The organism is Streptomyces sannanensis, from assembly GCF_039536205.1.
Lineage (GTDB): Bacteria > Actinomycetota > Actinomycetes > Streptomycetales > Streptomycetaceae > Streptomyces > Streptomyces sannanensis.
Window position 1 is genome coordinate 2214961 of the sequence record NZ_BAAAYL010000001.1, and the last position, 26533, is coordinate 2241493.

At 67.5% G+C, this 26533-nt stretch carries 30 protein-coding genes and 1 riboswitch; of the genes, 5 read left to right on the top strand and 25 right to left on the bottom strand.

Going from position 1 to position 26533, the window contains the following annotated elements; genetic code table 11:
* Nucleotides 1–42: 42 nt before the first annotated feature.
* The 8 genes from ABD858_RS10395 to ABD858_RS10430 form a co-directional block, all read right to left on the bottom strand.
* On the bottom strand, nucleotides 43–468 hold the full coding sequence (locus tag ABD858_RS10395) for a DUF6093 family protein (protein WP_345036009.1): 426 nt from the start codon (nucleotides 466–468) through the stop codon (nucleotides 43–45).
* Nucleotides 465–899: a DUF6093 family protein gene (locus ABD858_RS10400; RefSeq protein WP_345036011.1), complete on the bottom strand. Its 435-nt coding sequence runs from the start codon at nucleotides 897–899 to the stop codon at nucleotides 465–467. The genes ABD858_RS10395 and ABD858_RS10400 overlap by 4 nt, the downstream gene beginning before the upstream one ends.
* A 77-nt stretch (nucleotides 900–976) precedes the next feature.
* A complete protein-coding gene (locus ABD858_RS10405) occupies nucleotides 977–2377 on the bottom strand; it encodes a UDP-N-acetylmuramoyl-tripeptide--D-alanyl-D-alanine ligase (protein WP_345036012.1) in 1401 nt (466 codons plus the stop codon).
* Nucleotides 2374–2808: a cysteine peptidase family C39 domain-containing protein gene (locus tag ABD858_RS10410; protein WP_345036013.1), complete on the bottom strand. Its 435-nt coding sequence runs from the start codon at nucleotides 2806–2808 to the stop codon at nucleotides 2374–2376. The genes ABD858_RS10405 and ABD858_RS10410 overlap by 4 nt, the downstream gene beginning before the upstream one ends.
* Nucleotides 2809–2942: 134 nt before the next feature.
* Nucleotides 2943–4022 (bottom strand): D-alanine--D-alanine ligase family protein, encoded by a 1080-nt coding sequence (locus ABD858_RS10415; RefSeq protein ID WP_345036014.1) that lies wholly within the window; start codon nucleotides 4020–4022, stop codon nucleotides 2943–2945.
* On the bottom strand, nucleotides 4019–4816 hold the full coding sequence (gene dapF, locus ABD858_RS10420) for a diaminopimelate epimerase (protein WP_345036015.1): 798 nt from the start codon (nucleotides 4814–4816) through the stop codon (nucleotides 4019–4021). Before dapF ends, ABD858_RS10415 begins: the two co-directional genes overlap by 4 nt.
* A gap of 253 nt (nucleotides 4817–5069) precedes the next feature.
* The gene (locus ABD858_RS10425) at nucleotides 5070–5534 is read right to left on the bottom strand and encodes an ATP-binding protein (RefSeq protein WP_345036016.1); all 465 of its coding nucleotides are present in this window, start codon (nucleotides 5532–5534) and stop codon (nucleotides 5070–5072) included.
* Nucleotides 5531–5953, bottom strand: coding sequence for a hypothetical protein (locus ABD858_RS10430; RefSeq protein WP_345036017.1), 423 nt, complete (start codon nucleotides 5951–5953; stop codon nucleotides 5531–5533). The genes ABD858_RS10425 and ABD858_RS10430 overlap by 4 nt, the downstream gene beginning before the upstream one ends.
* A gap of 249 nt (nucleotides 5954–6202) precedes the next feature.
* Between ABD858_RS10430 and ABD858_RS10435 the strand changes: the two genes are divergently transcribed.
* Complete coding sequence (locus ABD858_RS10435; RefSeq protein WP_345036018.1) at nucleotides 6203–7282, top strand: helix-turn-helix domain-containing protein; 1080 nt, start codon at nucleotides 6203–6205, stop codon at nucleotides 7280–7282.
* 21 nt (nucleotides 7283–7303) lie between these two features.
* The gene (locus tag ABD858_RS10440; RefSeq protein ID WP_345036019.1) at nucleotides 7304–7888 is read left to right on the top strand and encodes an HD domain-containing protein; all 585 of its coding nucleotides are present in this window, start codon (nucleotides 7304–7306) and stop codon (nucleotides 7886–7888) included.
* Between the two features lie 373 nt (nucleotides 7889–8261).
* Nucleotides 8262–8438: riboswitch (cyclic di-AMP (ydaO/yuaA leader) on the bottom strand.
* A 134-nt stretch (nucleotides 8439–8572) separates the two neighbouring features.
* On the opposite strand, the gene ABD858_RS10445 is transcribed toward ABD858_RS10440, so the two are convergent.
* The 9 genes from ABD858_RS10445 to ABD858_RS10485 form a co-directional block, all read right to left on the bottom strand.
* Nucleotides 8573–9385: a phage minor capsid protein gene (locus ABD858_RS10445; protein ID WP_345036020.1), complete on the bottom strand. Its 813-nt coding sequence runs from the start codon at nucleotides 9383–9385 to the stop codon at nucleotides 8573–8575.
* Between the two features lie 7 nt (nucleotides 9386–9392).
* Nucleotides 9393–9719, bottom strand: coding sequence for a hypothetical protein (locus tag ABD858_RS10450; RefSeq protein ID WP_345036021.1), 327 nt, complete (start codon nucleotides 9717–9719; stop codon nucleotides 9393–9395).
* A 69-nt stretch (nucleotides 9720–9788) separates the two neighbouring features.
* Nucleotides 9789–10136 carry a hypothetical protein gene (locus ABD858_RS10455; RefSeq protein WP_345036022.1) on the bottom strand — a complete coding sequence of 116 codons (348 nt, stop codon included), beginning with the start codon at nucleotides 10134–10136 and terminating at the stop codon, nucleotides 9789–9791.
* The gene (locus tag ABD858_RS10460) at nucleotides 10136–11185 is read right to left on the bottom strand and encodes a major capsid protein (protein WP_345036024.1); all 1050 of its coding nucleotides are present in this window, start codon (nucleotides 11183–11185) and stop codon (nucleotides 10136–10138) included. The genes ABD858_RS10455 and ABD858_RS10460 overlap by 1 nt, the downstream gene beginning before the upstream one ends.
* Before the next feature lie 15 nt (nucleotides 11186–11200).
* On the bottom strand, nucleotides 11201–11611 hold the full coding sequence (locus ABD858_RS10465; protein WP_345036025.1) for a head decoration protein: 411 nt from the start codon (nucleotides 11609–11611) through the stop codon (nucleotides 11201–11203).
* 123 nt (nucleotides 11612–11734) lie between these two features.
* Nucleotides 11735–12412 (bottom strand): hypothetical protein, encoded by a 678-nt coding sequence (locus ABD858_RS10470; RefSeq protein ID WP_345036026.1) that lies wholly within the window; start codon nucleotides 12410–12412, stop codon nucleotides 11735–11737.
* A gap of 71 nt (nucleotides 12413–12483) precedes the next feature.
* Entirely contained in the window at nucleotides 12484–13320 is an 837-nt protein-coding gene (locus ABD858_RS10475) for a PIN domain-containing protein (RefSeq protein WP_345036027.1), read from the bottom strand.
* Nucleotides 13321–13433: 113 nt separating this feature from the next.
* On the bottom strand, nucleotides 13434–13751 hold the full coding sequence (locus ABD858_RS10480) for a DUF6207 family protein (RefSeq protein WP_345036028.1): 318 nt from the start codon (nucleotides 13749–13751) through the stop codon (nucleotides 13434–13436).
* A gap of 42 nt (nucleotides 13752–13793) precedes the next feature.
* On the bottom strand, nucleotides 13794–14033 hold the full coding sequence (locus tag ABD858_RS10485; RefSeq protein ID WP_345036029.1) for a hypothetical protein: 240 nt from the start codon (nucleotides 14031–14033) through the stop codon (nucleotides 13794–13796).
* 84 nt (nucleotides 14034–14117) lie between these two features.
* Here ABD858_RS10485 and ABD858_RS10490 point away from each other — a divergent pair, with 84 nt between their 5' ends.
* The gene (locus ABD858_RS10490; RefSeq protein WP_345044419.1) at nucleotides 14118–14507 is read left to right on the top strand and encodes a DUF6233 domain-containing protein; all 390 of its coding nucleotides are present in this window, start codon (nucleotides 14118–14120) and stop codon (nucleotides 14505–14507) included.
* 106 nt (nucleotides 14508–14613) lie between these two features.
* Here the strand turns inward: ABD858_RS10490 and ABD858_RS10495 are convergent, their stop codons facing one another.
* The 6 genes from ABD858_RS10495 to ABD858_RS10520 form a co-directional block, all read right to left on the bottom strand.
* Nucleotides 14614–16626 carry a pentapeptide repeat-containing protein gene (locus tag ABD858_RS10495; protein ID WP_345036030.1) on the bottom strand — a complete coding sequence of 671 codons (2013 nt, stop codon included), beginning with the start codon at nucleotides 16624–16626 and terminating at the stop codon, nucleotides 14614–14616.
* Between the two features lie 216 nt (nucleotides 16627–16842).
* On the bottom strand, nucleotides 16843–18699 hold the full coding sequence (locus ABD858_RS10500; RefSeq protein WP_345036031.1) for a phage portal protein: 1857 nt from the start codon (nucleotides 18697–18699) through the stop codon (nucleotides 16843–16845).
* 140 nt (nucleotides 18700–18839) lie between these two features.
* Complete coding sequence (locus ABD858_RS10505) at nucleotides 18840–19682, bottom strand: hypothetical protein (protein WP_345036033.1); 843 nt, start codon at nucleotides 19680–19682, stop codon at nucleotides 18840–18842.
* 185 nt (nucleotides 19683–19867) lie between these two features.
* Nucleotides 19868–20212: a hypothetical protein gene (locus ABD858_RS10510; protein WP_345036034.1), complete on the bottom strand. Its 345-nt coding sequence runs from the start codon at nucleotides 20210–20212 to the stop codon at nucleotides 19868–19870.
* Between the two features lie 498 nt (nucleotides 20213–20710).
* The gene (locus ABD858_RS10515; RefSeq protein WP_345036035.1) at nucleotides 20711–22261 is read right to left on the bottom strand and encodes a terminase large subunit domain-containing protein; all 1551 of its coding nucleotides are present in this window, start codon (nucleotides 22259–22261) and stop codon (nucleotides 20711–20713) included.
* Entirely contained in the window at nucleotides 22248–22793 is a 546-nt protein-coding gene (locus tag ABD858_RS10520; protein ID WP_345036036.1) for a hypothetical protein, read from the bottom strand. The genes ABD858_RS10515 and ABD858_RS10520 overlap by 14 nt, the downstream gene beginning before the upstream one ends.
* A gap of 108 nt (nucleotides 22794–22901) precedes the next feature.
* Between ABD858_RS10520 and ABD858_RS10525 the strand changes: the two genes are divergently transcribed.
* Nucleotides 22902–23528: a hypothetical protein gene (locus ABD858_RS10525; RefSeq protein ID WP_345036037.1), complete on the top strand. Its 627-nt coding sequence runs from the start codon at nucleotides 22902–22904 to the stop codon at nucleotides 23526–23528.
* Between the two features lie 48 nt (nucleotides 23529–23576).
* The gene (locus ABD858_RS10530; RefSeq protein WP_345036039.1) at nucleotides 23577–23780 is read left to right on the top strand and encodes a hypothetical protein; all 204 of its coding nucleotides are present in this window, start codon (nucleotides 23577–23579) and stop codon (nucleotides 23778–23780) included.
* Nucleotides 23781–24339: 559 nt separating this feature from the next.
* On the opposite strand, the gene ABD858_RS10535 is transcribed toward ABD858_RS10530, so the two are convergent.
* Nucleotides 24340–25773, bottom strand: a complete 1434-nt coding sequence (locus ABD858_RS10535; RefSeq protein WP_345036040.1) for a methyltransferase domain-containing protein — start codon at nucleotides 25771–25773, stop codon at nucleotides 24340–24342.
* Nucleotides 25770–26429 (bottom strand): ParB N-terminal domain-containing protein, encoded by a 660-nt coding sequence (locus ABD858_RS10540; protein ID WP_345036041.1) that lies wholly within the window; start codon nucleotides 26427–26429, stop codon nucleotides 25770–25772. The genes ABD858_RS10535 and ABD858_RS10540 overlap by 4 nt, the downstream gene beginning before the upstream one ends.
* Nucleotides 26430–26533 lie beyond the last annotated feature (104 nt).

Genomic DNA, 26533 nt, shown 5'->3' on the forward strand with positions numbered 1-26533 from the left:
CACCTACCTCAGCCTACGCGGCTCCCGTATCTCAAGCAGTTGTCACCCAGGCGGGGTGATCTCGTCCAGGCGGGTGACTCGCACGATCTCCACCGTGGATGCCTCCGACGGGTCAAGGACCTGCCAGGTGCGCCCCGTTGTTGCCGCATGCTGGCCTGCTGCGGCAATCACTTCCACTCGGTCGTAGCGGGCGGGCACGGGCGCCGAGATCGGTGTGAGCAGTCGGTACCAGGAGACCGTGTCGTCGAGCCATTCGCGCCCGAGGACGTGCTGGGCGGTGACCTGGCCGTGGCCGGAGAGGACCGCGCCGGTCCCCTCGTACACAGTCGTGGCCGGCACCGGGCCGAGCAGGCCGGTATCCGCATCGAGGACCGGGGTGCCGGTCGGCCTGGTGATGCGGACTGTGTCCACCAGGACTTCGGACTCGAGGCGCTGCCGCTCGGCCTCTTTATCGATCGGCGTCGTCACGAGGACCCCGTGGTCTGCGTGTTTTGGTCGAGGAAGGTCGTACGGACGACGGCGAGAGTCGACGTCTGTCCGATGTCCAGTACGCGCCAGGTGCGGCCGATGGCGGCGGGGTCGGCCGCCTGGGTGACGCTGACCGTGTCCCCCCGGGAGGCCACAGGCGCATCCAGCGGGGTGAACAGCTTGTACTTCGACGTGGAGTCGTCGAAGTACGCCTGGCCCTCCAGGTGCAGGACGATCCCCGGCCCGCCGTCGGGGAAAACTCCGCCGTTGCCTTCGTAGATGGCGATGGGCGGGCCGGGCTCGTACTGGCCAGTGTCCGGGTTGAATACCGGCTCCCCCGGCCGGGTGATCTTGACGGTGTCGGTGAGGATCTTGCGCTCGATAATGTCGCTGACAGCCCCCAGAGTCAGCCCCTCAGTGGGTGTACTCATGTGTTCGAGCGTAGAGGCTGCCACCGACACCCAATCTGTTCTCCTCTCGCGGCCCAGGGCCACCCGATGCGGCGTGCCTACGCGGCCGTCATATCGGCCTGAAGGACGTCGGCGAAGTGCTCCAAGCCAACCGAGCGCGAGGCCTTCACGAGAACCACGTCACCGCTCTTGAGTAAGCCGTGCAGAACCGGCAACAGGCCGTCCGGATCGGCAGCCGATTCGATCTGCGGGGGCGAGGAGCTGAGACGCGCAGCATCGCTGAGTGCCATGGCCTCGCTGGTGGTGCCCACCGTCACCAGGACATCGATGCCCAACTCGCCGACGAGACGTCCAATCTCCGCGTGGGCTGCACGCGAGGCATCACCGAGTTCCTTCATCTCGCCCAGCACGGCGACCTTCCGTCGCCCCTGGGCAAGGGACTTAAGCGAGTGGAGTCCGGCACGCATGGATTCGACATTGGCGTTGAAGGCGTCATTGATGATCGTCACGCCATCGGCGCGTTCGAGAACCTGGAGCCTGCCGGCCGACACGGGGTCGGCGGCGGACAGCGCCTCGGCAATCTGGGCCGTGGCCATGCCAAGCGAGTGGGCAGCAGCTGCCACCGCGAGCGCATTGTGAACCTGGTGCGCACCCAGCAGGCGCAGGGCGACGGAGGCCGAGCCCTGCGGTGTGTGCAGAACAAACGTGGCGCGGCCAGCAGTGATACGGATATCGGTGGCCCGGATGTCGGCGCTGCCGCCGGTTCCATACGTCACAACGGCGGCCACCGTCCGGTGGGCCATCGCGGCGACCAGGTCATCATCGGCATTCAGGACCGCGACGCCGCCCTCGGCTACCGGAGGGAGCGCCTGAACCAGCTCGCTCTTGGCGTCGGCAATGGCTCGCCGGCTGCCGAACTCCCCGACGTGCGCGGAGCCGATGTTGAGGACGATGCCCAGGCTCGGCGGGGTGAGCGAGGTAAGGTACGCGATGTCGCCTTGATGTCGCGCGCCCATCTCCAGAATGAGGTAACGGGTGGACTCGCTGGCGCGCAGCACGGTGAGCGGCAGACCGATCTCCGTGTTGAACGAGCCCGGCGTAGCGACGGTTTCCCCATGGCGGCTGAGGACCTGCGCGAGGAGGTCCTTGGTGGTTGTCTTCCCCGCGGAGCCGGTCAGGGCGACGACCTGTGCGTTGGCGGTGCGGGTGAGAACGTGCTGCGCGAGCCGGCCGAGGGCCGCAGTGACATCGGGGACGACGACGGCGGGCACACCGACGGGGCGGGAAGCCAGGACGCATACGGCGCCTGCGGTGATGGCCTGGGGGACAAAGTCGTGTCCGTCGACGCGGGCGCCGGACACCGCGACGAACATGCCGCCAGGGTCTACATTCCGGGAGTCGCTGGCACTTTGACCGGTCACCCGCACAAGGGGGTCGGGGGCATCGTGGAGGGTGCCGCCGGTGGCTTGGGCGATCTCGGTGAGCGTCAACGTAATCACGCGGGGATCCTTCCGGCGATGAGGGGGGCGAAGGTGATCGCGCGCCCGGAATAGGAGGCGGCCACCCTGCTGAGCGGCACCCGACCATGCGTCTGGCCCCAGGCGGACGGGTCGCGAATGAGGATGACGGGGTCCGGTCCGGCCTCGTAACCGCGGGCGATGATGAGGTGGCCGCCACGGCGCCCGTCGTCGGGAAGCTGCTCAGTGACCGAGATGATGAGGGGGGCGTCAGCAAGTCGGCTCACGAGGCTGTCGACCGCAACGGGCTCGGCGCGGCCTGGCACTCCGAAGTCAGTCGCCAGGTCGGCGATGCCGGCGTGAAGCCAGCCCCGAGGGGTCAGGGCCTCGCGCTTGACGCCCAGCTTCAGCAGCTCGGTCACTGAGGGGGCCTCGCGGCCGTAGGCGAGAAGGATCATCCGTAGTGCTGCCATGCCGCACGCTCTATCCGACCACTCGATGCGGTCCCCGAGCGCCCACCCTCCGTGGAGGTCCCATTCATCGGGCTCGATGCGCTGACGACACATGGGCACATCGTGGACGCGGGACATGGCAGCACTCCGGTCGTTCAGGCAGTGGCCTCCCGCTCGGAGAAGAGGCCAGTGAAGACGGGCCTGGGCAGAGGCACATCGTACGGGGCCCGGGCCATGGCTTCGTGGAGCATGGCCACAACGACATCAGTGTGTGTGAGCCCATGCAGGGCCGCACCGACGACGAAGTTGCTGTCTCGGGACATGCCCGGCGTCGTGTTCACCTCCAGCGCGTATGCCTCCCTGTCGGTGACGATGAAATCCACCCGTGCCGCACCGTGACAGTCCAGGCCGTCCCAGAGCGTCTTGGCATACCCGGTCACGGCGGATAGCAGGTCCCCCGTCAGACCCGCCTTTGTAACCGACACGGTACCCACGGAATCGGCGTCCAGCTTCGCTTCCGCGTCGTAGAACTCGCCGGAGTGCACGTTCGTGGCCAGGGGCGGGAAGACCAGGACGCCGTTGGGCAGTTCCAGCATGCCTACCGTCACCGGCGTTCCCGGCAGGTACTCCTCCACTAAGACGGGGGAGGCGTCCACACGGGCGGCGTCCCCAAGGGCTGCCGCCAGCTCTTCCGGGTTGTGCACCAGACTCATCCCCACGCTGGAACCGCCGAGGGTCGGTTTGACCATCACCGGCCACCCCAGCCACTCCACCGGGTTGGCGGACCACACATGCCACAGCGGCGTGGGGATGCCCAGGCTCTCCATGAACCGCTTACACCGGATCTTGTCCGCGGCCACTGCAGAAGCAGCCACACCGCTTCCGCAGTACGGCATGCGCAGGTAGTCCAGCAGCCCTTGCAGCCGGCCGTCCTCCCCAAACGGGCCGTGCAGGTTGGACAGCGCCACCTGGTACGAAGCCAGCTCCTGAACGAACTGCGGCTCGCACGGATCGAGGATCTGGAACCGCGCGCCGATCTCGGTGAGTGCCTCGGACAGTGCCGTGACCGACATCTGCTCTGGCGGGCACTTAGCGGCGTAGAGCTGGTCCTCTGCGGACACCGGTCCGTAGACCAGGGCCACGTGCAGTCCCTTCTGGCTCCGCTGCCAGGTGCGAAGTGTCTCGACGGACTCCTGCACCGCCGCGATGTTATGGGAGTCGAGGAAGACGGTCATGCGATCACTCCTTCGAACGAGTGGGTGACGGGCCCACCAACCCAGAAGGCCCGTGGGCGATCGGTGTGGGGACGGACAGTGAGGGGTGTGCCGGCCTTGTTGTGCACGGTGACCGGGGCAGCGCCGACCAGGCCCCGATGCGCGGCGATGACGACGGCAGCAACGGCTCCGCTGCCGCATGACAGGGTTTCGGCCTCGACGCCCCGCTCGTAGGTGCGGATCTTCAGCTCCTGCCGACCGACCGACTGGACGAAGTTGACGTTCGTGCCAAGCGGTGCGAGCCGGTCGTGGTGGCGAACGATGCGGCCAAAGGCTTCCGCGTCGAGTCCGTCCACGTCATCGACGACAGCGACGACATGCTCAGTGCCGGTGTGCGCGGAGTCGAACCAGAACGGCCGGTGGTTCCACACAGCCTGAACGCGCCGCATCTCGACCGCGCCGACCTCGGCCGTCACCTCTACGCTCTGCCCGTGCACGAGCCCCTGGTGCTCCACGCCGGCCATCACCAGGGTCATGTCCCTGAAGTGGTGGTCGCTGGCCGCGCACCATGCGGCGCATCGCAAGGCATTGCCGCACATGGTGGCGATCGATCCGTCGGCGTTGTAGCAGGTGACCCCGAGTACGGGCGGGGCGGAGCCGATCAGGGCACTGACGACCAGGCCGTCCGCGCCGATGCCGGTCCGCCGGGCACACAGGTCGCGGGCATCATGCGACCAGTCCTTTCCCAGGACCCCGGCGGGGCCAGTGAGCAGGATGAAGTCGTTCCCGGCTCCGTGCAGCTTTCGGAAGTCCATCCGATCTCCTCCTCGTCCTTCTCAAGCGGGTGCGAGAGGGCTGAGGGGCGTGCTCGCCCAGCCTCGGGACCATCGCGGGTCACGCGGCTATCCGAACAAGAGCCCCTTACGGGTGATGTGCGCGATACGGCGGGGTGTCCTGGCGCAGGGCGCCCCCGTAACGAGCCGTGCTGCCTACCGGCTGGCGCCCGCGGGATGAGGCAGGACCAGAGTGGGAGTGAGCTCGTAGGTGGCGTTCACCGCCCGATGTCATTCACGCGGTCGCTCCTCGCACTGCGAGAAGAGCCCAGGTGCACTTGGCCCCGCCGGCGAGAATGGTCCACCCCCAGTCAGAGGTCAGGGCGTGAACCAAGGCCAGGCCGCGGCCGCCTGTCGCCTCGCCCGGATCGGCCACAGGGCGGGGCGGCTTCTCGCTGAAATCGCGTACCTCGATGAGAAGCAGGCCTCCGCCGTATGAGGCGACGAGCTCGATGTCGCGCCCACCGGCGTGCACCACGGCATTGGCAATGAGTTCACCTGCTACGAGCATCGCGTCGTCAATGGCTCGGGGGACGCGCCACGCGTAAAGGATCGCCCGGAGCTCCCTGCGGACCCGTGGCACCTCAGATAACTCGCCGACAAGCCCCAGCGACATCTGTGACCTGGCCGGCATCTTGGGCCGTTCGCGCGGCTCCACGACGGCCACGAGTTCCGGGAAAGCTGTGGATTCGGTCTTCACGCGCGGACACCACCCTCAGAGCGAGGCCCGTGCTCGGAAAGCAGGTAGCACGCCAGCGCCTTGTTGCAGAGCAGCCAAGAACGCAGGGCAGTGCGATCTGCCCGGTAGAAGGCAATCTCTGTTTCGGTGGTCGCGATCACGCCTTGCACCTTGCCGTCGACGATGTACTGCTCAATCGCCAGCCAGCCGGTGCGGGTGCTGCGCGGGGTGCCCACCGGCACCATGTCGTACAGCTCGGCAGCAACATCGCACCCCAGCGATTCAGCAAACTTCCGCAGCGAGTTCAGGGTTGCCGCCGCGACGCCCGAATCGATGGCGATCGTGTACAGCACAACCCGCTGACCGGCGATCGCTGAGTCAACTGCCTGCCGCTCAGATCTCCTAGCGTCCATCGGGACTCCTGAGGTCAGCTTCTCCAAGAGGTCACCAGCACACGGGCATATGCCAATTAGCCTGGTCTGCCCGGGGAATGGCGGACTAGCCCTAGAATCTGCACCTCAACGGCTCTGCCCGTGTGCCGGATTACCCATGACGCTATGCCGCATAAGGTGCGGAGGCGACGGACTGCGGGTACGAGTAAGGACAGGCCACCAACGCCACGGGGAGGCGAAATGGCCGCTCACAGCGACAGGCCCGCCCTCGCAACGCTGACTGGCAGCAGCCCTGCTGTGCGGCCGCGCGAAGGCACGGTCACCGGCCACCTCTTCAAGGTGATCCGCGAGCGCATCCCCCGCACTCAACAAGAGCTTGCCGAGGCACTCAGCGTGGACAAGGCGACCATCCAGGGCTGGGAGTCAGGGCGACGTCCTCTCACCGCCACCCAGGCCGGGAAGCTGCGCACGGTATCCAGAACGTTGCTGCGCCTGGGCGCGTCATCACACATGCTTGCCCTGCTCAACGAGGCAATGGACGCCGATACTGTCATCGCCCATGCCCTAGCTGGCCCTCCAGCGCAGGACATCGCCTCGCACCCCCTGGCTAACTGGGTGTTCACCCGCAGCACCACGCACATGCTCGCCTGGGCGCTGACCGGCACCCCACCCGAAGCTCTACCCTCCGCCGAACTCCCCCGTCGCCGCGGCCCGTCCCCTGCCTCACCGCTTCTCCCTCACACCGAGCTGCGCGCCTTCTACGATCACATGCGCCGCGCCGCCGAACTCGGCGACCATGCAGGAGAGTCCGGAGCTTTGCTGCGCCGCCAAGCTCTGTACGTGTGCTCCTACGACGATGCAGCAGACACTCGGGACTGGCTCGCCGACATGAGACGACGCAGCCGCCCTCCACGCGCCGGCCAGTGGACCCCGCATTGGGCCGACACCCGATCTGTCGCCGCATCCCTCACCCGGCACGGCGACCCCGATCCCCTGCACGCGTTCATCAGGCAGGGCATGGGCGACGAAACCGGCGAGATCGCCAACCTCAACTACTGGGCGAACTGGCTCGGCGTCGACCTCACCACCCACGCCAATGACACCTTCATGGTCGAGCAGTCCCACACCGCATGGGACGGCCTCGCGCTACTCCGGCGCCTCACCGACCGCCTCGCCCCGAACCTCGCCTGCATCGACCTGAACGCACACACCGTGTGGTCGCTCCTCGCAGCGCGCCGTGGCCTGCTGGCCGCCGACCCGAATCTCAATCGCGTACTCGACGAGCGCGTCACTACCCTCCTGGACAGCAGCACGATCTCCGCACAGACCAGGCGCGAGCTGGAGGAAGTGCACTACGGTCTGACCTTGCATACCTGATCACGGCCAGGAGGGGACGGCATGACGGACGCCGACAACACTGCCATGGACGAAGGAACCGTTGGGTACCTGCTGGAGATGGGTGCCCTCAAGCGCGGCAAGCGCAGCGGCTGGTGGATCGCCGGCGTCAAGGACCCAGAGACGATCGCCGAGCACTCTTGGCGCACCGCAGTCATCGGCTCCGTCCTTGCAATGATGGAAGGCGCCGACCCAGCGAGAGTGGCACTGCTGTGCACCTTTCACGACACGCAGGAAACCCGCGTCGGCGACATCCCATGGATCGGTCGCCGCTACCTGACCGCCGCCAACAACGAGGCCGTCACCGCCGACCAGGTCGCCGACGCTCACCCCAAGGTTGCCGCTGGCATCCAGAAGATCATCGAGGAATACGAGAACGGCGAGTCCCTCGAAGTCCTGGTCGCCCACGACGCCGACAGGCTGGAGTGCACGATCCAAGGGCTGGAGTACCTGCAGCAGGGATACCCGGCCGCGCAGGAGTGGGTCGACAGCACCCGCGCCAAGCTGAAGACTCCGTCTGCCCAGGCTCTTGCCAAGGCCGCGCTGACCATGTCGATCGCTGAGTGGCAGCGCACCTACTTGCAATGAGCAGTCGTTCTGGCTGGCGGCGAGTGGCCGAGTAACAGGCAGAGCCAGACCGCGGCCTCGCCGCCAACCAGCACACGCCAGCTAGGCGAGCAAGAACATGAGCACTGGCAGGCAGACCGCCATGGAACCTGCGAAGCCAACACCCGCAGCGACGAGGCAGTCAGCGAAGGCCGCCCCTTCGCTTAGCTTGAGCATGGCTGCTACGAGGCCCACACAGCTTGAGATAAGAGCGGCAACCACTGTGTAGACGATCTTGCGTTCCCTTACGCTCACCGCGACCTTTCCTCCCCGGGGAAGGCGGTCTGGCTTGTCGCATGACGACATCAGGAACCAGACCGCCATGATTCAGCGATCAACCGGACCGCGTTGTCAGCAGTCCTCACCTGATGTGCCTGCAAGGTGAGCTGTCGGGTTCGACCCTCTTGCACTGGTCGGCCGCGCCTCCTAGCACACGGCTTCACCCCAAGGCTCGACTCCTACGAGTCGGCCAACATAATTGGTTCCCCAGCTCCTGTCGCCCCTGCTGCCCCTCCTCAAGCAGACTTATCTCGACGAACAGCCCAAGATCGCGACTGTGGCGCGGCAGGACAGGACCCGGCAATACCGCACCGTCTGAAATGGTCCTCCAGGCATCCGTCAGGTGCGCCCCCATTCGGACAAATTGTGACCCACGCCACCACGCCTCTAGGGCCGAACAACGTCCGGTCGTGGGCCAAAAGCCCGCCGGCACCGCGGGTGGGAGATCGGCCACTCCGCAGCTTCGTCGACGCTGCGCAATGTCCGTGCTGCCTTGTCGGGATCCTGGTGACTGGTCCATCCACAGTCGGCACCGTCGAAGACCTCGACCACTCCGACGCCGGCCTCCCTGGCGCGGTTGAGGGTGCCCGCGTTGTAGGCAACGGCGCTCTTCGCCAGGGTGGCAGTCTCCGCCCACGCGCGTACAGGTACGCGGGCACCGTGGCGGTACACGACGTGGGTCAGGCTCTGGCCAGCCAGTTTGTCGGCGAGAGCTTTGGCGGCCTGCCTGGCGGTGGTGTTTCCAGCGGCGAGCTGCGGCACCTCCGCACGTGCCGCAGCTCTGACCGTCCGGTACCAGCGTTCCGCCATCCGCTCGGCCTCCTGGGAGCGCCGGAGGAAATCCTCGTACGAGTCGGAGGCGAGGGACTGGAGCGCGTCGACGTGGGCCTGCGTCCAGGTGAACTGCTGTCCGACCGCCGCGGCGGCGCGCTGCGCCCCCTGCTGGTAGAGGTGCGGCAGCTGGCGTTGTACGAACGCCCGTGCCTCCGCATCCACACGGCCGCGAAAATCGGCGATCGCGGCTTTGAACTCCTCCAACGTGGCCAGCACGTACGGCAGCCGCCAGCGGGCGACGATGCTCGCGATGACCGTGGTCTGCTTGTCGGCGAGCCGCTGCCAGGCATCCTCCAGTACGCGGGCGACGCGGCGCGCCACCTCGTCCGGGTCGCCGGGCGTCAGCGGCGGCCACTCGTACGGCATCTGCCCCTCACCTCGTCGACCGGGCCGGCGTCAGGTGCGACACGATCGCCTCGGGCATCGCGGCGCCCTGAGCTACGTCGTCCGGCGCGGGGGTGTCGGCGAGATCAGCGATCTGACGTTCGATGCCTGCGAGGTTCTGCGCCTGGTCGAGGGTGACGACCCCGTTGACGGTGATGCGCAGCGGGTCGGCGAGGAGCTTAGCGCGGCGCTCGGCGAGCACCTCGGCGGCCACCGCTCGTGCCTTGCCGAGCCGCGTGTACCGGGCCTCCAGGTCGCTGGTGTTGGTGGACGGGCCGAGCTGCGCCAGCAGCCAGGCAAGGACGGCAGGGGGCACAGCAGGCTTCCTTCCAGATGCGGCCCGGCGCGGCACCCGTGCGGGTGCCGAGCCGGGCCAGGGGCTGGGCTACTCGGTCTCGCTGGCCTTCTTGGTGCGGCGGCGGGCCGGCCTGGCAGGCTCCGGCTCCGGCTCCGGCTCCGGCTCCGGCTCCGGCTCCGAGTCAGCCTCGGCCTCCTCGTAGGTCAGGGCCTCGGGCTGCTCGTCATCCAGGCCGGAATGGTCCAGCGTCGGCGCCTCCGGTTCCTCGTCGCCCAGATCCGGATCCGCCACCGGCGGAACATCCGCCTCCCACGCGTCGGGGTGGGTGATCAGCTCGGCCACCTCGGACTCCGGCTCGTCGCCGGGCTGCAGCACGATCCGCTCGCGGGTGACCGGATGATCCAGGTGCACGGCGGCGGCCAGACGGCGCCCCATCACAGCACCTTCGCCACGATGTGGGCGTCCGGCGTGTGGAGGACGGGCATGCCAACCGCGGCGCCCTTGGTCCAGATCTGCACCGGGTCGTCCCGAACGCCGCGGGTGATCACGATGCCGGGCGCCTCCTCGCGGACGATCTCGGGGTTGGTGCCACGGGACAGCACCAGCGCCTCAGCGGTGACGCCGAACATGGTCTGGCCCCACTTCTGCCGGTCGGGCGGCAGCATGATCCAGCGGTCCTCCGGCAGGACCTTGGTGGACACGCCGTCGACTCGGACCTGCGCCTTGTAGAAGGTGATCTCCGGGAGGCCATAGTTGCCGCGCACCACGTTGACCTGCTGCGGGGTGAGCGTTGCGGTCGGCGTGGTGGACGGGTTCACGCTGCCGTAGTAGGCGGCCCGGTAGGCGTTGTTCTTCGCCAGGTAGGAGAAGGCCTTGCGGGAGGTGAGGACCATCGCGGGCTCGGGCGCGCCAAGGTCGTCGAGGTACTGGATCCAGGCCAGTTCGTCCGCGATGGGGTCCGACGTCGGGTCGGACCAGAGCTTCGCGGCGGTCGGCATGTTTCCGGCCGGTACGCCCCAGTCGACCTCGGTGGTGAGGTTGTTCTCGTTGGTCAGGGTGAACTTGCCGTCGAGGAGGACGTCGCCGGCGGCAAGCTCCAGGCGGGAACGGATCGCTTCGACGTGGCGCTCGACGTCGTCGTAGAGCAGCTCTATGAGGCGGTCCTGGTCGGCGCCGTGGGACTGCTCAAGCAGCACCTGCTCCTGCTCGCCGACGACGAGCTTCTGGCCGAGGGCCGGGAGCATGCCCTCGCGGGTGTTCTGCCACGCCTCGCGGGTCGCGAACGGCACGCTCGCGTCATAGGCGCGGTACTTGGCGGTGTTCACGTAGCGGCCAGCGTCCTTGAGCTTCCACTTCACGTCGCGGGAGACAAGCGTGGGGAACACCGTGCTGGTGAGCAGAAAGTCCGCCGGGGTGGGGATGGTGCGGGCAAAGGTCGTGAGGTCGTGCGTCGAGACGCCCTTGATGAGGTCCTGGATGGTCATCTGCTGCCACCCTCCTTACACAAATCGGATCTGGCAGGTGGCGGACGGGGCAACGGGGGTGACGGCGACCGGCAGCTTCGCGGTGATCACAGAGCCGTGCCAGAGCAGCGCGGCCGGAACCTTCGCCTGGCCGGGCGCGAACAAAGCCTCGGCAAAGATGAAGCCAGCCAGGTCCTGACGGCCGTCGGTCGCGCCGGTGGCGTACAGGCCGTACAGGCCAGACGCGGTGATCTTGCCGACCGGTATGCCGGACAGGACCCGCGAATACGGCTGGGTGCTCTCGGTGCTGGCGATGTAGTGGGTGCCCGCGGTGAGCGTGGACATGTCGAGCGTGATGGTGTCGGTGGAGTCGGTGCCGTGCAACGACGCGAGCCACGAGCGGTTCGCGGTGTACGACGACGACGTGGTGATGGGCTGAATGGACAAAGCCCCTCCCTCGTGGACGCGATGGCGGTATCCGCGCGCTCACCAAGCGGTGGCGCCGTCCACGGAGTTGGGAGGGGCGTGGTCCCCTGTCCGGCCATGTCCCGCCGGTGGGAGCGAAGTTGATCAGTCCGAGATGTACCCGCGGCGTCGGGCCATGTCAAGCCCGGCGCTGCCCTGCTTTGGCGTGTTGGATCCGCGCGGCGGCGGGCCGCCGGCCGGGGAGCCGCCCGGCGCCGGGGGCGATGCGGTCTGCCGCTGCCCGCCGAACAGTTCCGGGCGCCGCTCCGTGAGCTGCTGCGCGGCTTCGGCGAGGGCCTGGCTGTCGGCGTCGTCCGGAACGGCGAGCAGGCGTTCCGCGTCGGCGAGATCATCGCCAGTCGCACCGAGCGCCACCAGCGCGACTCGGCGTTGCGCGGACCTCTCCGCCGCGGCCGCCGCAGCCTCGCGGGCCGCGGCCGCGGCCAGCCGATCGTTCGCCTCCTTCTCGCGGCGCTCCACCTCCGACAGCGACGCCTTCTCGGCGTCCCGCTGCTGCTGCAGGTACGCGGAGAGGTCGTCGGCCTTGTCAAAGCCCAGCTGCTCCAGCAGCTCCTTCACCGCGGACCGGCCGCCCTGCTGCTTCTCGCGGGCGAGCAGCTGCGACACCTCGTCCTGGGTGAACGTCCGCGCCGGGGCGGGCGGCTGATTCGACGGGTCGTTCGACGGGTCCCGGCCATCGGCACCGAGGATCGGATAGATCGGCCGGCCGTCACGGCGGTAGCCGAGCGGCACGAGCGGGTCAGGAAGCGTACGGCGCGCCATGCGGAAACCCCTTGGGTCTTCAACGCCCCCGCGCCGACGATCAGTCTAGCCACGGCCTGGCCCGCTGAGTCCTACCCAGCCGACGGGGCGTCGCTCATCGCCGTACCGGGCTTACGGTGATTCTCCGGCAGCTGAAATGTCCGCAGGCCCATCTGTGCGGCCCGCAGGCGCATACCGATGTCCCCGGTCAACACCCGTGTTCCGGCGTGTGGGTTCAGCTGGTCCAAGTCGGCCGCGCAGAGCAGGATCTGCATGTCCACGTCCTTCGTCGAGCGACGCATGGCCAGCCCGCCAACCTCCAGCGTCACCCCGTCCTTCACCCGGACTGTGGCGCCTGCGTTGCCGTTCGCCAAGGCCTTGTCCAGGTACCGGATCGCTGTTGCCGCACGCCGAGCCAGCACCCCGTCCCCGTACTTCTGCCGATCCAGCTCATCCAGCACGACCAGCGGTACCACGAGCCGCGTCTGCGGATCGTTCGCCCCGTCGTCCTTCAGGATCGTCCGCCAGTTGATGTGATCCGGCTGGTCCCAGCGCAGTAGCACATTCGTATCGACCACCACCGGCACGCCGGGCCGCTCGGCAAGCGCCTTCAACTCCGCCAAGTCCTGCTCAGCCTCCCGCAAGACGCGCAGCTGCGCTTCGACCTCACCGAGGACTATTCGGTTGGCAGCTGGACCAATCCCGCCCACCTGGAACAGATTCCAAAACGCCGGCGACATCAGACCGCCCGCTAGGTCCGGATCGGCGAACGTCTGCTCCAGCCCACGCAGCACCTGATCGAATGCCCTCAGGTAGCCATCCCACAGCGTTTCGTACGGCTGGCTACTCTGAGCATTCTCGAAGGCCATGACGGCCTTCCGCAGCTCGTCCTCGGCGCGGTCAAGGGTGACACCAGGCTTCAGTCGCATGACGGTGATCCTCGCAGCTACGCCGGTCAGGCAGAAAGCAGTTAGTTCAGCCTCTCGTCGCCCACTGGCCGGGGCGGCGGACTGAGCGACAGGGCAGATCGTGTACTCGGCGGCTAACGTTGATCAAGTCCCAATCCACCCTGCTGGCTGCTGGTGGACTGCTCACCCCACCCCGCCTTGTCCCCAGGCTCGGCGGGGTGCGGCATGTCGATGTCGAGGCCGCCCTCTTCGCGAGTGCGATGCGTGTCGGCCCAGACTGTGACTCGTACGCCGTCCTCGCCGGGTACTCGTCGTACCCGGCCTGGGCCGGACGACAGCCACAGGCCGGCGATCTGCTGCGCCGCCCGCAGCACGGTCTCCTCGTCGGCACCATTGATCTCCACCTGAATCAGGCCGGGCCGGGACTCATCGTTGTGCGTCATGATCGGCATGACGAGGAAGCTACTGCGGCGGTTCGCCTCCAGGCCCTGGGATCACTCGTCCGTGGCTGCGGGTGCAGGGTGAAGTACGGCAGCCTTCACAGCACGCTCCAGCTCGTAGCGGTTCACGCCCGCTTCCTTGGCGTGCGCAGTGATCGCAGCCTGCACCGCGACGGTCGCCTCGTACCAGGCCGTCCACTGCGCGGCGTGCGCGTCGCCGACGAGGCCGGTGAGCTTGGCCCGCCCGTCCTCGGCAGCGCGCTTCAGTTCGATCAGACTGTCAGGAATGTCCACGTCCGGATCGTACGTCGCTGGCCGAGGCCACCCCTGACCGGCCCAGAGTGCCGAAACAAACCTATACTCGAATATGTGTCCGAAATGCTGCCGCCTGATCCTGCGCGCATGCGCATCATCGAGGCACACCTCCAGCGGCAGCTCGCCGAGAACCAGACCATCGGCATGTACCTGGAGCTACAGCTAGCCGCTGTCCGACACCGCCTGGCCGCAACGGAGCCCCGAGCCGCAGGCCAGCCGACCGCCGCGGCGGCGCCAGCAGCGACCCGGCCGATCGATACGACCTCGGCGGAGTGGAAAGTAGAGCAGATGCGTACCAGCGATGGCCCCCTTCCCGGCCGCGTACACAAGGGCGACTGCCACATGGACGGGAAGAGCGTCGCCATCGACATCCACCGCGCGCGCGTGATGCTGGCAGACGGCGTGGATGCCTGCCCGATCTGCCGACCAGACACAGCACTCGGGATCGACTAGGTGTATCGATCACGAGCGTTGTTGACCTTCGTGGGTATTAATCATGGCGAGGGCCTCCGTGTGGGGTGGAATGTCGAACCCTCACCACACACGGGGGCCTTCGTGGTCAGCGTTTGATGCGTCCGCGTACGGCAAGGACGGCCAGGGCGAGCAGAGTGGGTTCGAGGAGCCGAGAGGCCATCTCGATATAGGTACCGGCAGTGGTGAGGTTCTGGCCCGAGGAGCGGAAGACCACCGAATTGACGGCGACGCGGGTCGCCTTCTCGGCGCGCTTCCAGGTCATGCGCTGATGCCAACCGCCATTCAAGGCGGGGTCGGGGGCTTTGGTCTTGAGGGCGATCCTGCCGTGAGTGAGAGTTCCGGTAGTGGCGGGATCGGGGTCATGAGTGGGCAGACCGAAGCCCATGAGGAGCAGCACAGTCAGGGACATGGCGGTAAGCAGCCAGGCGAGCGCACGGGAGGAGCGCAGGCCGTAGCCGGAGAGCAGCCAGTAGCCCCACAGCAGGCCGCGCTCACTGCGCGAGGTACCGGTGCGGTCGTGGCGGCGCATCTCCATCTCGCCGTAGTAGAAGTCGGCGGCGCCGGGCTCGTTCTTGCCGTCCTCGAAGGCCTTGCGTAGCTGCCGGTAGAGCGCGGCCACGTCCTCCGGGTCAGGGGTGAGACCGGGGTCGGGGTGGTGCGGTCCGGTGCGCCAGTGCCGGGGTGAGGGTTCCAGGCCCGGGGGCGGGGCGGGCTGGCCGACGCTCTGCGCGCGCCAGTGGTGTTCCTCGGCCAGGGTGCGCCGGCGGGTCCACCAGCAGGGCCATATGAAGTGGCGGCGGCGGAGGCCGGTGGGGGTGGGGGCGAAAGTGCAGCGGCCTTCCAGGCGGAGCTGGTCGAGGTGGAAGGCGCCGGAGAACAGGCAGTCAGTCAGGTCGGTGTCCGTCAGGACCAGGTGTGCGGCGTCCACGCCCTGGGCCGAGGCTATCCGCACCCCGGTGGGGTGGTCTGTCAGCAGGCTCTCGTCCAGCACGGTGCTGCCGGGTGTGAAGGGGGCGGGGTGGGCGGTGACCGCCACGGGGAAGGAGAGCACTGCGTGGCTGAGGTCCGTTGTGGCATAGCGCAGGCGCAGGGTCGCCGTCGACTCCCACCGAGTCCTCTCGCAGCGCAACGCACTTGCCGCAATCTCCAGCGTCACCGGCAGCTCGAACACCGCAGCGGACAAATCAATCTCCTTCGCACACACCACCGGCCCGAACTGCGTCGTCACCGCAAACCGTGCCCTGGTGAACCCGGCGTCGCCGGAGAACTGCGCCGCGTTGAACCACGCGTCACCGGAGAACTGCGCTTGGTCGAAACGGGCGGTGCCGGAGAACTGCGCCCCGCCAAACCAGGCGTTGCCGGAGAACTCTGCCGCGTCGAACCAGGCGTCGCCGGAGAACTGCGCCCTGCCAAACCGCGCGGCGCCGGAGAACTGCGCCCCGCCAAAAAGCGCGTCGCCGGAGAACTGCGCCGCGTTGAACCACGCGTCACCGGAGAACTGCGCCTCGTCGAACCACGCGGTGCCGGAGAACTGCGCCCCGCCAAACCAGGCGTTGCCGGAGAACTGCGCCTCGTCGAACCCGGCGGTGCCGGAGAACTGTGCCCCGCCAAACCGCGCGTTGCGGGAGAACTGCGCCTCGTCGAACCCGGCGTTGCCGGAGAACTGCGCCCCGCCAAACCAGGCGTCGCCGGAGAACTCTGCCGCGTCGAACCAGGCGTCGCCTGAGAACTGCGCTTGGTCGAAACGGGCGGTGCCGGAGAACTGCGCCCCGCCAAACCATGCCTCGCCAGAGAACTGCGCCTCGCGGAACCGCGCGGTGCCGAGGTGGGGGTTTCCGGTGGCGGGGTCGTGGAGGGCTTGGAGGAGGGCTTGAAGGAGCCGTGCGGTGAAGGGGGTGCCGCGTTGGTCGACGTCGCTACCGGGGGTGAGGCCGGCCAGGTAAGCGTCGCGGTCGGTGTCCTCCAGGTGGGCGAGGCATGCGGTGTGGCCAGGGACGTGGATGCCGCGGCAGCCGACGGGGTCGGTGTCGGGATCTGCGCCCTGCGCGCAGTGCGGCCAGGAAGGCGCCGAGAGAACAGGCGCTGGTGGTGTGCTCATGGGGTAGCGGCTCCGCTTATGTGTCTCTTGGCGGACGAAACAGAGGTAGGAATGGTCCGGCGGGCGTGAACAACCCAGTCGGCCCGCGATGAAGGCAGGGTGCTGCCGAAACCCTTGGACATCCCGCCCCGTTCCTGGGGGCCTCGCGCCTCCCAAATCAGTGTCAAAGTGCTGTCATTCTCATGGACGAAGCCACGTATCCATAGATGCCTTCAGCTACTGCTCCGGTTCAGGGTCGCTGCCACCCGCGGGGCTCCGAGGTCCAGGCAGGACCGGTACCGGCGGAATATCGGGGTCGGCCTCTGGCAGCCCCAGGTACTCGCGTACGGCCGCGTTGTCGCCGGTGGCGTCAGCGAGGCGGACCGCGGCGTCGAATGCCCTGGCTTGGATGCGCTCGATCTCCTCGGTGGCGTCTTCTATCGGATATCCGGCGTCCATGAGCATCCGTACAGCGGTCTCCAGTGACATGACGCCGGCGCCGTAGGCCTTGACGACTTCCTCGAGGATCGCGGCCCGGTCGGTGGGGGTGTGCGGGCCGAACACGATGCGGGCGGGCAGGGTCTCCCCGACCGGCCACGCGGCACCAGCCTGGTGGAGGCGGCACACCATGCGCAGGAGCACCGTGTACTTGTGGGCTCTCGCGAGCCGCATGGAGGCGACGAGGGAGTCCAGCGGCCCGAGGGCCAGGGCGAGGGCGTAGCCGGACGGCAGGGCGGTGGGGTCGAGGGTGCCGAGTCCGGCGGAGGTGAGTCGGGAGTTTCCGGCGATGCGGTCGAGCAGGTGGTCCGTGCGGGCTCGGAGCTCGGCAAGCTGGTTACTGGTGTCGAGTGCGTCCATGCGGCCGCCGTCGGCGAGCTGCCACACCTGGCCGGCGCTGACCTGTACCGGCTCGGGCTGGCCGGTGGCGCGGTTCACCGGGAGACGGGCCCCGGCGAGGCTGATGATCGGTGTACCGGTGGTCGCTGAGGCTCCGGCGGCGTCGGTGTCGGTCGCGGCGAGTTCGTCCAGGGCCTGCATGACGTGGGCGAGGATGGGCTGGCCCCAGTGCTCCCCTGCGTCGGGGATGCTGTTGGTCACGTGGATGACCGGGATGAAGTCGCACATGAGGTCGAGCCGGTCGAGGACTTCTCCATCGGAGCGAACGCGGTAGGCGGCCTTGTCGGGCGGCAGGTTGTACACGTCGTGCCCGGCCTTGAGGTCGTCGAGGAGCCACTCGGCGTCCGACAGGTAGCAGGTAATCCCGGACGGCCGACTGGGCGCCCACGGGTAGGCGCGGGTGACGGCACCGGTGTCGGCGTCAAGCTTGTCGCCGACGATCAGCACCGGGTCGCCGTCCGCACCGTAGATCCACTCCCGGACCGGGTGGCCGTCCTTGTTGGTGCCGGGCTTCGTGGCGGCGCCAATCGGCCCCAGTTCCCAGGTGATGCGCCGCACCCTAACCTTGGTGCCCTTCGCCCGGTCCTCGGGGAGTTCCCATGCGAGGTGAATGCGCCGCGGGAACTCGGCGCCGTCCTGCTCTCCGTCCTCTCCCCACTCGGGGAAGAAGAACCCGGGATCGTAAGTACGGAGGATCGGCCGGCCCTTCGACGGCTCCCACGCCAAGGTGTACACAGCATCACCGGACCGTACGGCCACACGCTCGGCCTGCTGCATGCGCAGCGCCAGCAGCTCCTTCTCCGCCCAGCCGCGCAGCTGCTCCTGCAACTCGGCTGCGGCCGCGGCGCCCTCAGGAGGGTTGTCGTCGTCGGCGTGCTCGGCTCCGGGCACGGTGATGGTCTGCTCCGAGCCGAGCAGGTAGCCGAGAGCCGTGTCGATCAGCTTGGAGGCGTCGCCGAGCTCGCGCCGGTCGGCGTGCCCTTCATCGCTGCTCGTGGCCGCGGCCAGTTGCCCGGCCTGGTTCAGGTCGTACGCGGCGGTGAGCTTGTACGAGGCGAGGCGCCGCAAGTCTTCGTCGGGCACCCACGAACCAGTGACCTCTGCGAAGGTGTTGCCGCCCGGGCGGCTCGGCTGAGCCATGGCCGGCTTGTAGTTCAGCCAGGACCACGCATCGATGACCAGATCACGCAGACGCACGGGGGCCTCCTCGACAGGCCCCGCGCCCATACGAGTTCAGCGTAGACGTTCAGGACGCAACGCTAAGCACTCCGAACCTCCAGTGTCTGGCGGCACCGGGTGTGTCCAGGGGCGAAAACACAAGCAGATCCGCGACCTGCTCAAACCAACCATGCGACGACTGCAGCATCGTCGACTACCGCGGCGGTCGTCTTCTTGGCCGGCGGTTCTCCGGTGTCGCCAGTGAGCTCCTTGCCGAGGGTGACGGCCGCCACGACCAACGCGAGAGTCGCCACGATGAGGCTCCCGAGAGCAATCCTGTCGGCATGGCTGGCTCGGTGCCACCAAGAACCCTGCGGTACTTCGGCGGTGGGAAGGAGGAGCGCGCGGTTGGCACGTCTGATGATCGCAACCGTCAGCGTGGCGACGAGCAACCAGGCAAGCATGCCCGCGATACTCCCGAGGCTCGCAAGCGTCTTCTCACGTGTTTGGTCTGCCAGGAACGTTTCTGGGCTACCGATGTAGCTGCCGAGCAGCATCGCCCCAGTAAAACTTGCCATCGCGGCAATCAACTGGGCCCAATATTTCCGGCTCCTCAGCACCATCTTGCCCTGCTTCTGCCCGCCTGCTCCTTCGAGGAGGAGCTCAAGGCGTGCCGCCTGCCCGTGGGCCCAGGTGGCGTCGCGACCTGAGACTTGAACCTCGACTCGTTCTGTATCTATGGCGACAGTGACTTTGCGGTCGCCCGCCGGGTCTGCGGCTTCCAGGGTCACGTTGTCCCAGATGTCAAGGTTGCCAGGCGCGTTGGCGTTTCGAATGGAGTCAATGAGGTCGGCAAGAGCGCCGGCGCTGTACCTGGTGCTTTCTCGCTGGGTTGAGACCGACACCGATGCAGCAGGGATGCCATCGGGCGCCTGGTTGAAGATGCGGTCAAGTTCGCTGCGGCCGAGGCGGCATCTATAGAAGACGAGCCGAAGTTCGGTCTCGTGGCTCGGGTTCACCATGGCGGGGATCTTGGCGCATGTGGTGCGAGGTTGCCATGAGATCCGGCCAACGGTAACCGAGTTGAGTCACAATCACGTCGGCACAGGGAAGCCTTGGCCACTCCCACACAGGGTGGCACAGGTATCGTGGCCCAGTTCCGGGCGCGGAGCGGTCTCAGGGTTGGCCGGCTGACGCACGCCCCAGCTCAGTCCTGCCACGGCACCGACGTACAAGCGCCCACGAACTGGTACTCGTTCTTCTCCCCGTACTCCTCTGCGAGCCCTGCCGAGTCCCACTTCTCCCGACACTGGTCCTCGTCCGGCACTGCGGCCATCGGCGCCAACCCGCGCTTCAGGTTCTTGTCTCGTAGCAGCCGGCCGTACCTCTCCCCCGCGCGATGAGCCTGGATCACCACGTCAGTCTGGCGCTGGGCCTGCTCCTGCACTGTCCGCTCGTTGCCGCTGGAGCCGACGAGCCAAGCGGTGATCCCCCCTGCGATGGCCAGCACCACGGCAGTGCTGCTGATGGCCCATCTCCCCTGTCTCCCCATGAGGGCGGACAGTATCAGTCACCGTTATCCACAAGACGCCAACTATCCACAAGCCTCCCCGAGTTCGCGCGCCACGGCGTACAGTCGGTTCCGCACGAGCGGCGCCTTCTACTGCTCAGGTCGCTGTGTCCTATTCGGGGGCGCAGGGCCTGAGTGATGGGAGGACGCGATGGGGAGTCATCGAAAGCCCCCTGAGGGGGGTGGAGGTGGCCCCGGCCGCTTGAGACTCTGGGCCCTGCTGATCCAGATTGCACTCTGGGTCTGGGACCACCTCTGACCGGCCGAGGCCGTGCACCCTGGGTCCGACCGTCGATGCTGCCAGGCTGGCGGTCGGGCCCAACCCAACGCACTGGTTAGTGCGTTGACGTCATTGCCAATGTAGCTCTCCACGCTCAACTTTGTCTGCCGCATGCGACATTCCAAATGCGACATTCCCAATGCCATCATGCGGCATTGCCAGCGGCGGAAGCCGTATTGCTACTGGGGCCATTACGAACCTCAGCGGCGTCCGTGGAGGCGGTGGTCTGCGCCGGTGTGGAGGCCGGTGTCGAGCTGGTCGGGGTCGGCAAGTTCGGTCAGGGCGTGTACGGCGGCGTCCATGCGGTCGGGGCTGTCCATGCCGGCGACCCAGGTGACCATCTGGTCTTCGAGCTTGGGGTAGGTGCCGACGTGGTGGACGAGGCCCTGCTCGTAGAGCTGGGCGATGGGCTCGGCGCGGAGGCGTTTGCCGACCTTGGCGGTGACCTCGAGGACCATGGGCATGAGGAGTCCGGCGGTGATGCCCTGGCGCTGGAGCTGCTCCCAGGCCTGGCGGACGATCTGCTTGGCCATGTCTCCGCCGTAGTTGGACTCCACGACGATGGCGTCGGCACGGAGTTCGAGGGCGAGGCGGCAGGCGGTGACGCCCCAGTCGTTGGCGCCCATGCTGGCGGAGCGGTCATCGAGGACGTACAGGTGTCCGTCGTAGCCGCGGGCTGCCGCGACGACGCCCGTCTCATCACCGACCGCTGATTCTCCGCCGGCGGGGTCGACGGCGACGACGATGCGGGCCATGTCGAGTCCGCCGAACGCCACGACCGAGGTGCGGTGGTGGTCGATCCAAGCGCGCTGCCAGACTCCCCCCTCGGGCGGGCGGGGCTTTTGCTGGTAGAGCGCGGCCCAGACGCGTTCTCCTACACGCTTGCGGGTCTTGGCGTGGTGGTCGGCACCGAAGCGTTCGGGCCAGAGGGGTTCGCCGATCTTGCGGCCGAGGATGTCGTTAGGGCTGTCGGCGATGGCGGGTAGCTCGATGACACGCCATTCGTTGGCCTCGGCTTCAGCGAGGATGCGGCCGGAGAGGTCGTCCTCGTGCCAGCGGGTCTGGATGACGCAAACGGCGCCGTCGGGTTCGAGTCGGGTCTGGAGTACGGACTGCCACCAGTCCCAGGTCTTCTTGCGGATCGTCGGCGAGTCGGCGTCGGCCATGTCTTTGACCGGGTCGTCGACGATCGCGATCGTGGCGCCCTTGCCGGTGAGGCCGCCGCCGATACCAGCGGAGACGAAGCCTCCCTCGTGGCCGGCGATGTCAAAGCGGTTGCGTGCCTTGGAGCCGGGGTTGAGGTGGATGCCGAGGAAGTCGCCCCAGGTGGCGATGGCGTCTCGGATCCAGGCACCATGTTCGTCGGCGAGGTCGGCGGAGTACGAGCCGATGATGACGCGCCGCTCGGGGTACTTCCGCAGGAACCAGAGCGGCCCCCATCGGGATGCGCGGCGCGATTTGCCATGTCGGGGCGGCATGGACAGCATGACGCGGTCTTCGCGGCCCTCGGCCATGTCGATCCATGCTTGGTCGACCATGTGGAGGTGGCGGGCCTGCATTTCGCGGCGGTCGGTGAGTACGGCGGCGAGTGCGCCCGGGGAGCGGTCCATGGCGATCTGCCGCTCGACGTCGAGGAGGCGGGCACGCATGCGCGGGGTGGCGCGCTGAGCGAGGGCGCGGCGTACGTCGTTGGGCTGGGTGCGGTAGAAGGCCAGGATTTCTTCGAGGCGCTGGAGGTCATTCGCTGCCACGGGCGGCGTTCTCCGTGATCGCGATCAGGGCTTCCAGCTCGGCCAGGTCCGCGGTCTCGATCTGGAGCGGACCGCCCTCGGCGCCAGTGACTTCGGTGCGGGCTGGCTGGTCGAGGCCGAGGAGCTTGGCGCGGCGCTCCATGATCCGCAGGGCGCGGTCGATGGCGGCGAGGTTCCCGTCGCGGACTGCCTGTTTGTAGGCGACGAACCAGAGGCGGTCGAGGCGCTCGGCTTCCACGGAGCGCAGCTCTTCAACTTCTTCGTTGAGTACGGCGCGGCGCTCGCTGAGAGCCTCGCGGACGTCCTTGCAGGCCGCGCGGATCAGAGCGTCGTCGGTGGGTGGTTCTTGGCCCTTGGCGTATCGCTCGCAGCCGTAGCCCTGGGGGTAGGCGGCCCGGTCGGAGTTGATGGAGGGGTCGGCGGCGAGCTTGCGGGCGATGGTGAGCCAGTCGACGCCGGCAAGACGCAGGTCAATGGCGTCGGCGCGGCGCTTGGCGATGGCTGCGCGCTGTGCCTTGGTGGGGCGGGCCATCCGCGGACTCCTCCGTGCGGTGCGCCCCCGCGCCAAGTCCATGATCCCACTTGGCGGATCAGGCGAGACGCGCCCTCACAGATGGGGCGACGGACTACACTGCGCCACATGACGGAAACCGCCGACCCCATGCTCTGGCTGCGTGGGCGTAAGCGGGGCATGGTCGGCACCCGGCTCGTGGAGCTGGACGAGCGGCTGCGGACGATCCGCCCTAATGCCGACAATATGAGGCTGTCTGTCGGGCTCCATGATGTAGGCAAGGCATCGCCGACGTTCGACCTCGTCATGTCGCTGGGGTCGGGCAAGTCGCGCACGCTGCTTTGGACGTTCCTTCGGGTCAAGCGCCTCAGGGAGTCTCTGGGGAAGACTCAGAGGCAAGTTGCCGTCGCTGACCTGGCACGTCGGCTGCTCGCGTCAGCTGAAGAGGCGACCCACCGTCCAGCGATCACATCCGCCGTCATCTGCGCCGAGGCATCTCCCAACTGGGGGACGGCGCTTCCATCGATGGACGAGATGGCCGAGGCTGCCATCGAAGTCGAACAGCTGTGGCTCATCACCCTGGGGTTGCTGGTCGAGCTGTTCGGCTCTCACGTTTTCGTCTTTGGAGCGCATCCACCACCCCACGAATCGTCTCCTTGTGGCGTGATACGGCTCGCTTCTCCGCTTGTGCCTCGCGCGCCGGGAGGGCCGGCAGGTTTGCCGGTTTCTTCCAGTTCTTGCGCGCTTGCTGCCTGATCGTCTCGGATCTGGGCGGCTGCCGCCCGTATTTCGAGAGGTGCATCGGTGGACGGTCCCACTCTGTGGGCACTCGCGTTTATCGGGTTCATCAGCCTGGTGTGCGTGATGGGAACAAAGTTGGCCAGCGACGTTGAGCATTTCATCGCCGCTTGGATCGCGGTAATCCAACGGCTGCGCGACCTGCTGCGGCGTGACCATGACCGAGAGGGCGACGAGGAGGACGAGGAGGACGCCGACCGCGATCGCTAATCTGGCGGCCAGGTGAACCCGGCCCCTCTCGCTATAGAAGTCTCATCTGGCCATCTGGATGGTCACGCCGCGGTGGGGCGGTGAAGGGCGTATCGGGTACGTGCCTGTTCTGCTTGAGCCAGTGGGCGAACTGCCAGTTTCGGCAGGTGCGGTAACGGCTGGAGTGTCGTAGGGGTGCGTCGGCGGGGATGGAGTGCTCGCCCCATCCGTGGATGGGGCGAGCACCGGTGAGCCGTACGGTAAGACCACCCACGAGCGCCGGCCCTTCCCAGGTGTGGCCAACCGCAGGCTCAAAGGCGAGGTGGCCGTTGGCTGACCAGTTCCACGGGATGGGCAGTGCGCAGAGGTACCAGGCGTACGGCGGGTTCTCGGGGGGCAGGTGCACGGTCTGGACGCGGGCCCGTGGGTTGACTGGTGGGCGGTCTGGCCGGCCGAAGGTCTTCAGGCAGTGCTGGGTGAGGTCGACGTGCCTGACGCCAGCGAGCCACATGATTTGATATCTGGCCGCGGCTGTAATTGTGACGGCTATTGAGCCACTCATTTCCGCCCCCCAATTTCGCTAGTTTTCGATATTTCTCCGCGTGACCAATTCTATCAAATTGGTCACCAATTCACGATGTTTGCCGTGCCGGTATTCATCGGGATACGGCATATTGAATTCCTCGTCGAATGCCCGCTCGTAGTCAGACTGGTCGAGGGCGAGGGGGCGGCGGCAGACGGCCTTGAGGTTGGAGTCGGACACGTCGCTGATCTGCACGTCCTTGAAGTAGGACGTCAGCAGCGTCATGAGGGTGTCGGCGCTGTGGAAGCGCAGCTTCTGCCACTTGCCCTGGACGAAGTTCATTTCGACGTTGTGGCCGTCAAGGAACGCCATGCCAGTTGCGCCGGTGCCGGAGGTGGCGGACTTCGCGGTCTCGGCCCTGGTTTCTTTCAGGAGGTTGCGGGTGCCGATGCACACGACACCATCCGGTGCGCAGAGTGCGTTGACGGTGGTCAGTACCCAGTGCTGGTAGTCGAGGGATGTGGTGGCGTTGATGACAGAGTCGAGGACAACAACGTCGAACAGGCCGTGGGCCGTGAGGCTGCGGTTGATGTCGCGGATCATGCCGACGACGGCGCGGATGTCGACGGCGTACTTGCCGGGCGCGGTGCGGTACGGCTCGTAGTCAAGGACGGCGTAGCCCTTGCCGCGGAGCATCTTGGCGTAGTCGCCGTGGCCGGCGCCGAAGTCGATGACGCGCTGCTCGGGTTTCAGCCAGGGTAGGACGAGCCGGTCCCAGGTCTCGGAGCCGTAGGTGAGGCCGGTCTTGGCCTTGGAGCTGCGCTGGCGGAGCCGCTTGGGCTGGACGATGTGCTGGTTGTAGACGGGGGCCTGGTCCTCGAGAGCGGACCAGTCGTAGACGCCGTACTCGCCGGTGAGGTCGGTGACGAGCTGGCCGGCGTCCGGGGTGGGGATGGTCCAGGCGAGGAGGTTGAAGCGGTGCGCGGCGGCGACGACCGCGTACTCCGCGTTGAGGACGATGCGGCCTTGGTCGTCGATGACCACCGAGCCCCACGGGCCGTGCGCGGCGCACATCTGGCCGATCGCGTTGATGAACGCGGCGTTGCGACGGTCGGTGACGCGGATGGACTGCCACGGGATGTAGGACCAGGTGCCGATCTCGCCCGGGTCCGCGTAGACGACGCTGGCCTCGGTCTCCACCTTGTTGTGGAGGAGGTTGAACTTGATCTCGTCCTGCAGCCGGACCTTGGAGCCGAGCATGACTGCGGGCGTATGCGTGAGACCGAGGGCGGTCATGCCCTTGGTCCGCTGGTGGCCGGCCACGAGAGTGCCGTCGCGGTTGAGGATGACCGGCTTGACGATGCCGTGCCTGCCGATGGAGTCCTTCAGCCGTTCGAACGATTCGGCGGACAGGTGGCGCGGGTTGTAGTCGGCGGGGCGCAGGTTCTTCAGCGGGAAGGCCTCGTGGAAGGTGACGGTGGGGGCGCTCATGCTGCGGCCTCCTTGTGGGCGAGCTGCATGAGGTGCCAGCCGAAGCCGATGTCGCCGTTGGTCTCCTCCACGAACTTGGCGTGGATCTGACCGAGGGCTTCGACCTCTTCGGCGGTGATCCGTACGCGGGTGGAGGACCACTGGAGGTAGCCCCACTGGAGGTAGTCGACGGTGGCCTTCTCGCCGGTGCCCGCGCCGTCGGACGGGAGGTCGAGGAGGTCAGGCAGGTCGCCGTCGTCGAGGAGTGCGTCGAGGGCGTCCTGGTCGTAGCCGGTGCCGTCGAGGTCGGGGAGTTCGGCGAGGATGTCGGCGAGCAGCGCGGTGTCGTACCCGGCGAGGTCGGAGGTGCGGTTGTCGACGACGACGATGCGGGCGGCGGCTTCGTCATCGACGTCGACCCAGGTGACTGCGATCTGGTCCCAGCCGAGTTCGAGTGCGGACTTGAAGGTGTGGTTGCCGGCCAGGATCTCGTTCGGTCGGCTGGTGAGAGTGCCGCGGTTGACAACGATGGCCCGGTACTGGCCGTTGGTGTTGAGCGACTCGCAGATCGCGGCGAGGTCGCCGGTGCGGGGGTTGCGGTGGTACGGGGTGAGGTCGCCGATCGGAACGGCCAAATCAGCGAGGGACGGCGGGATACGGGTAGTGCTGTCGGACACGCCCTGTGCCTCCGTGCGGTGCGCCCCCGCGCCCGTCCGACAGCGTAGATGATTGCAGCGTGTTGTGTCTGACACGGCGTCCGCCATCTGGTTCCGATGGCGGA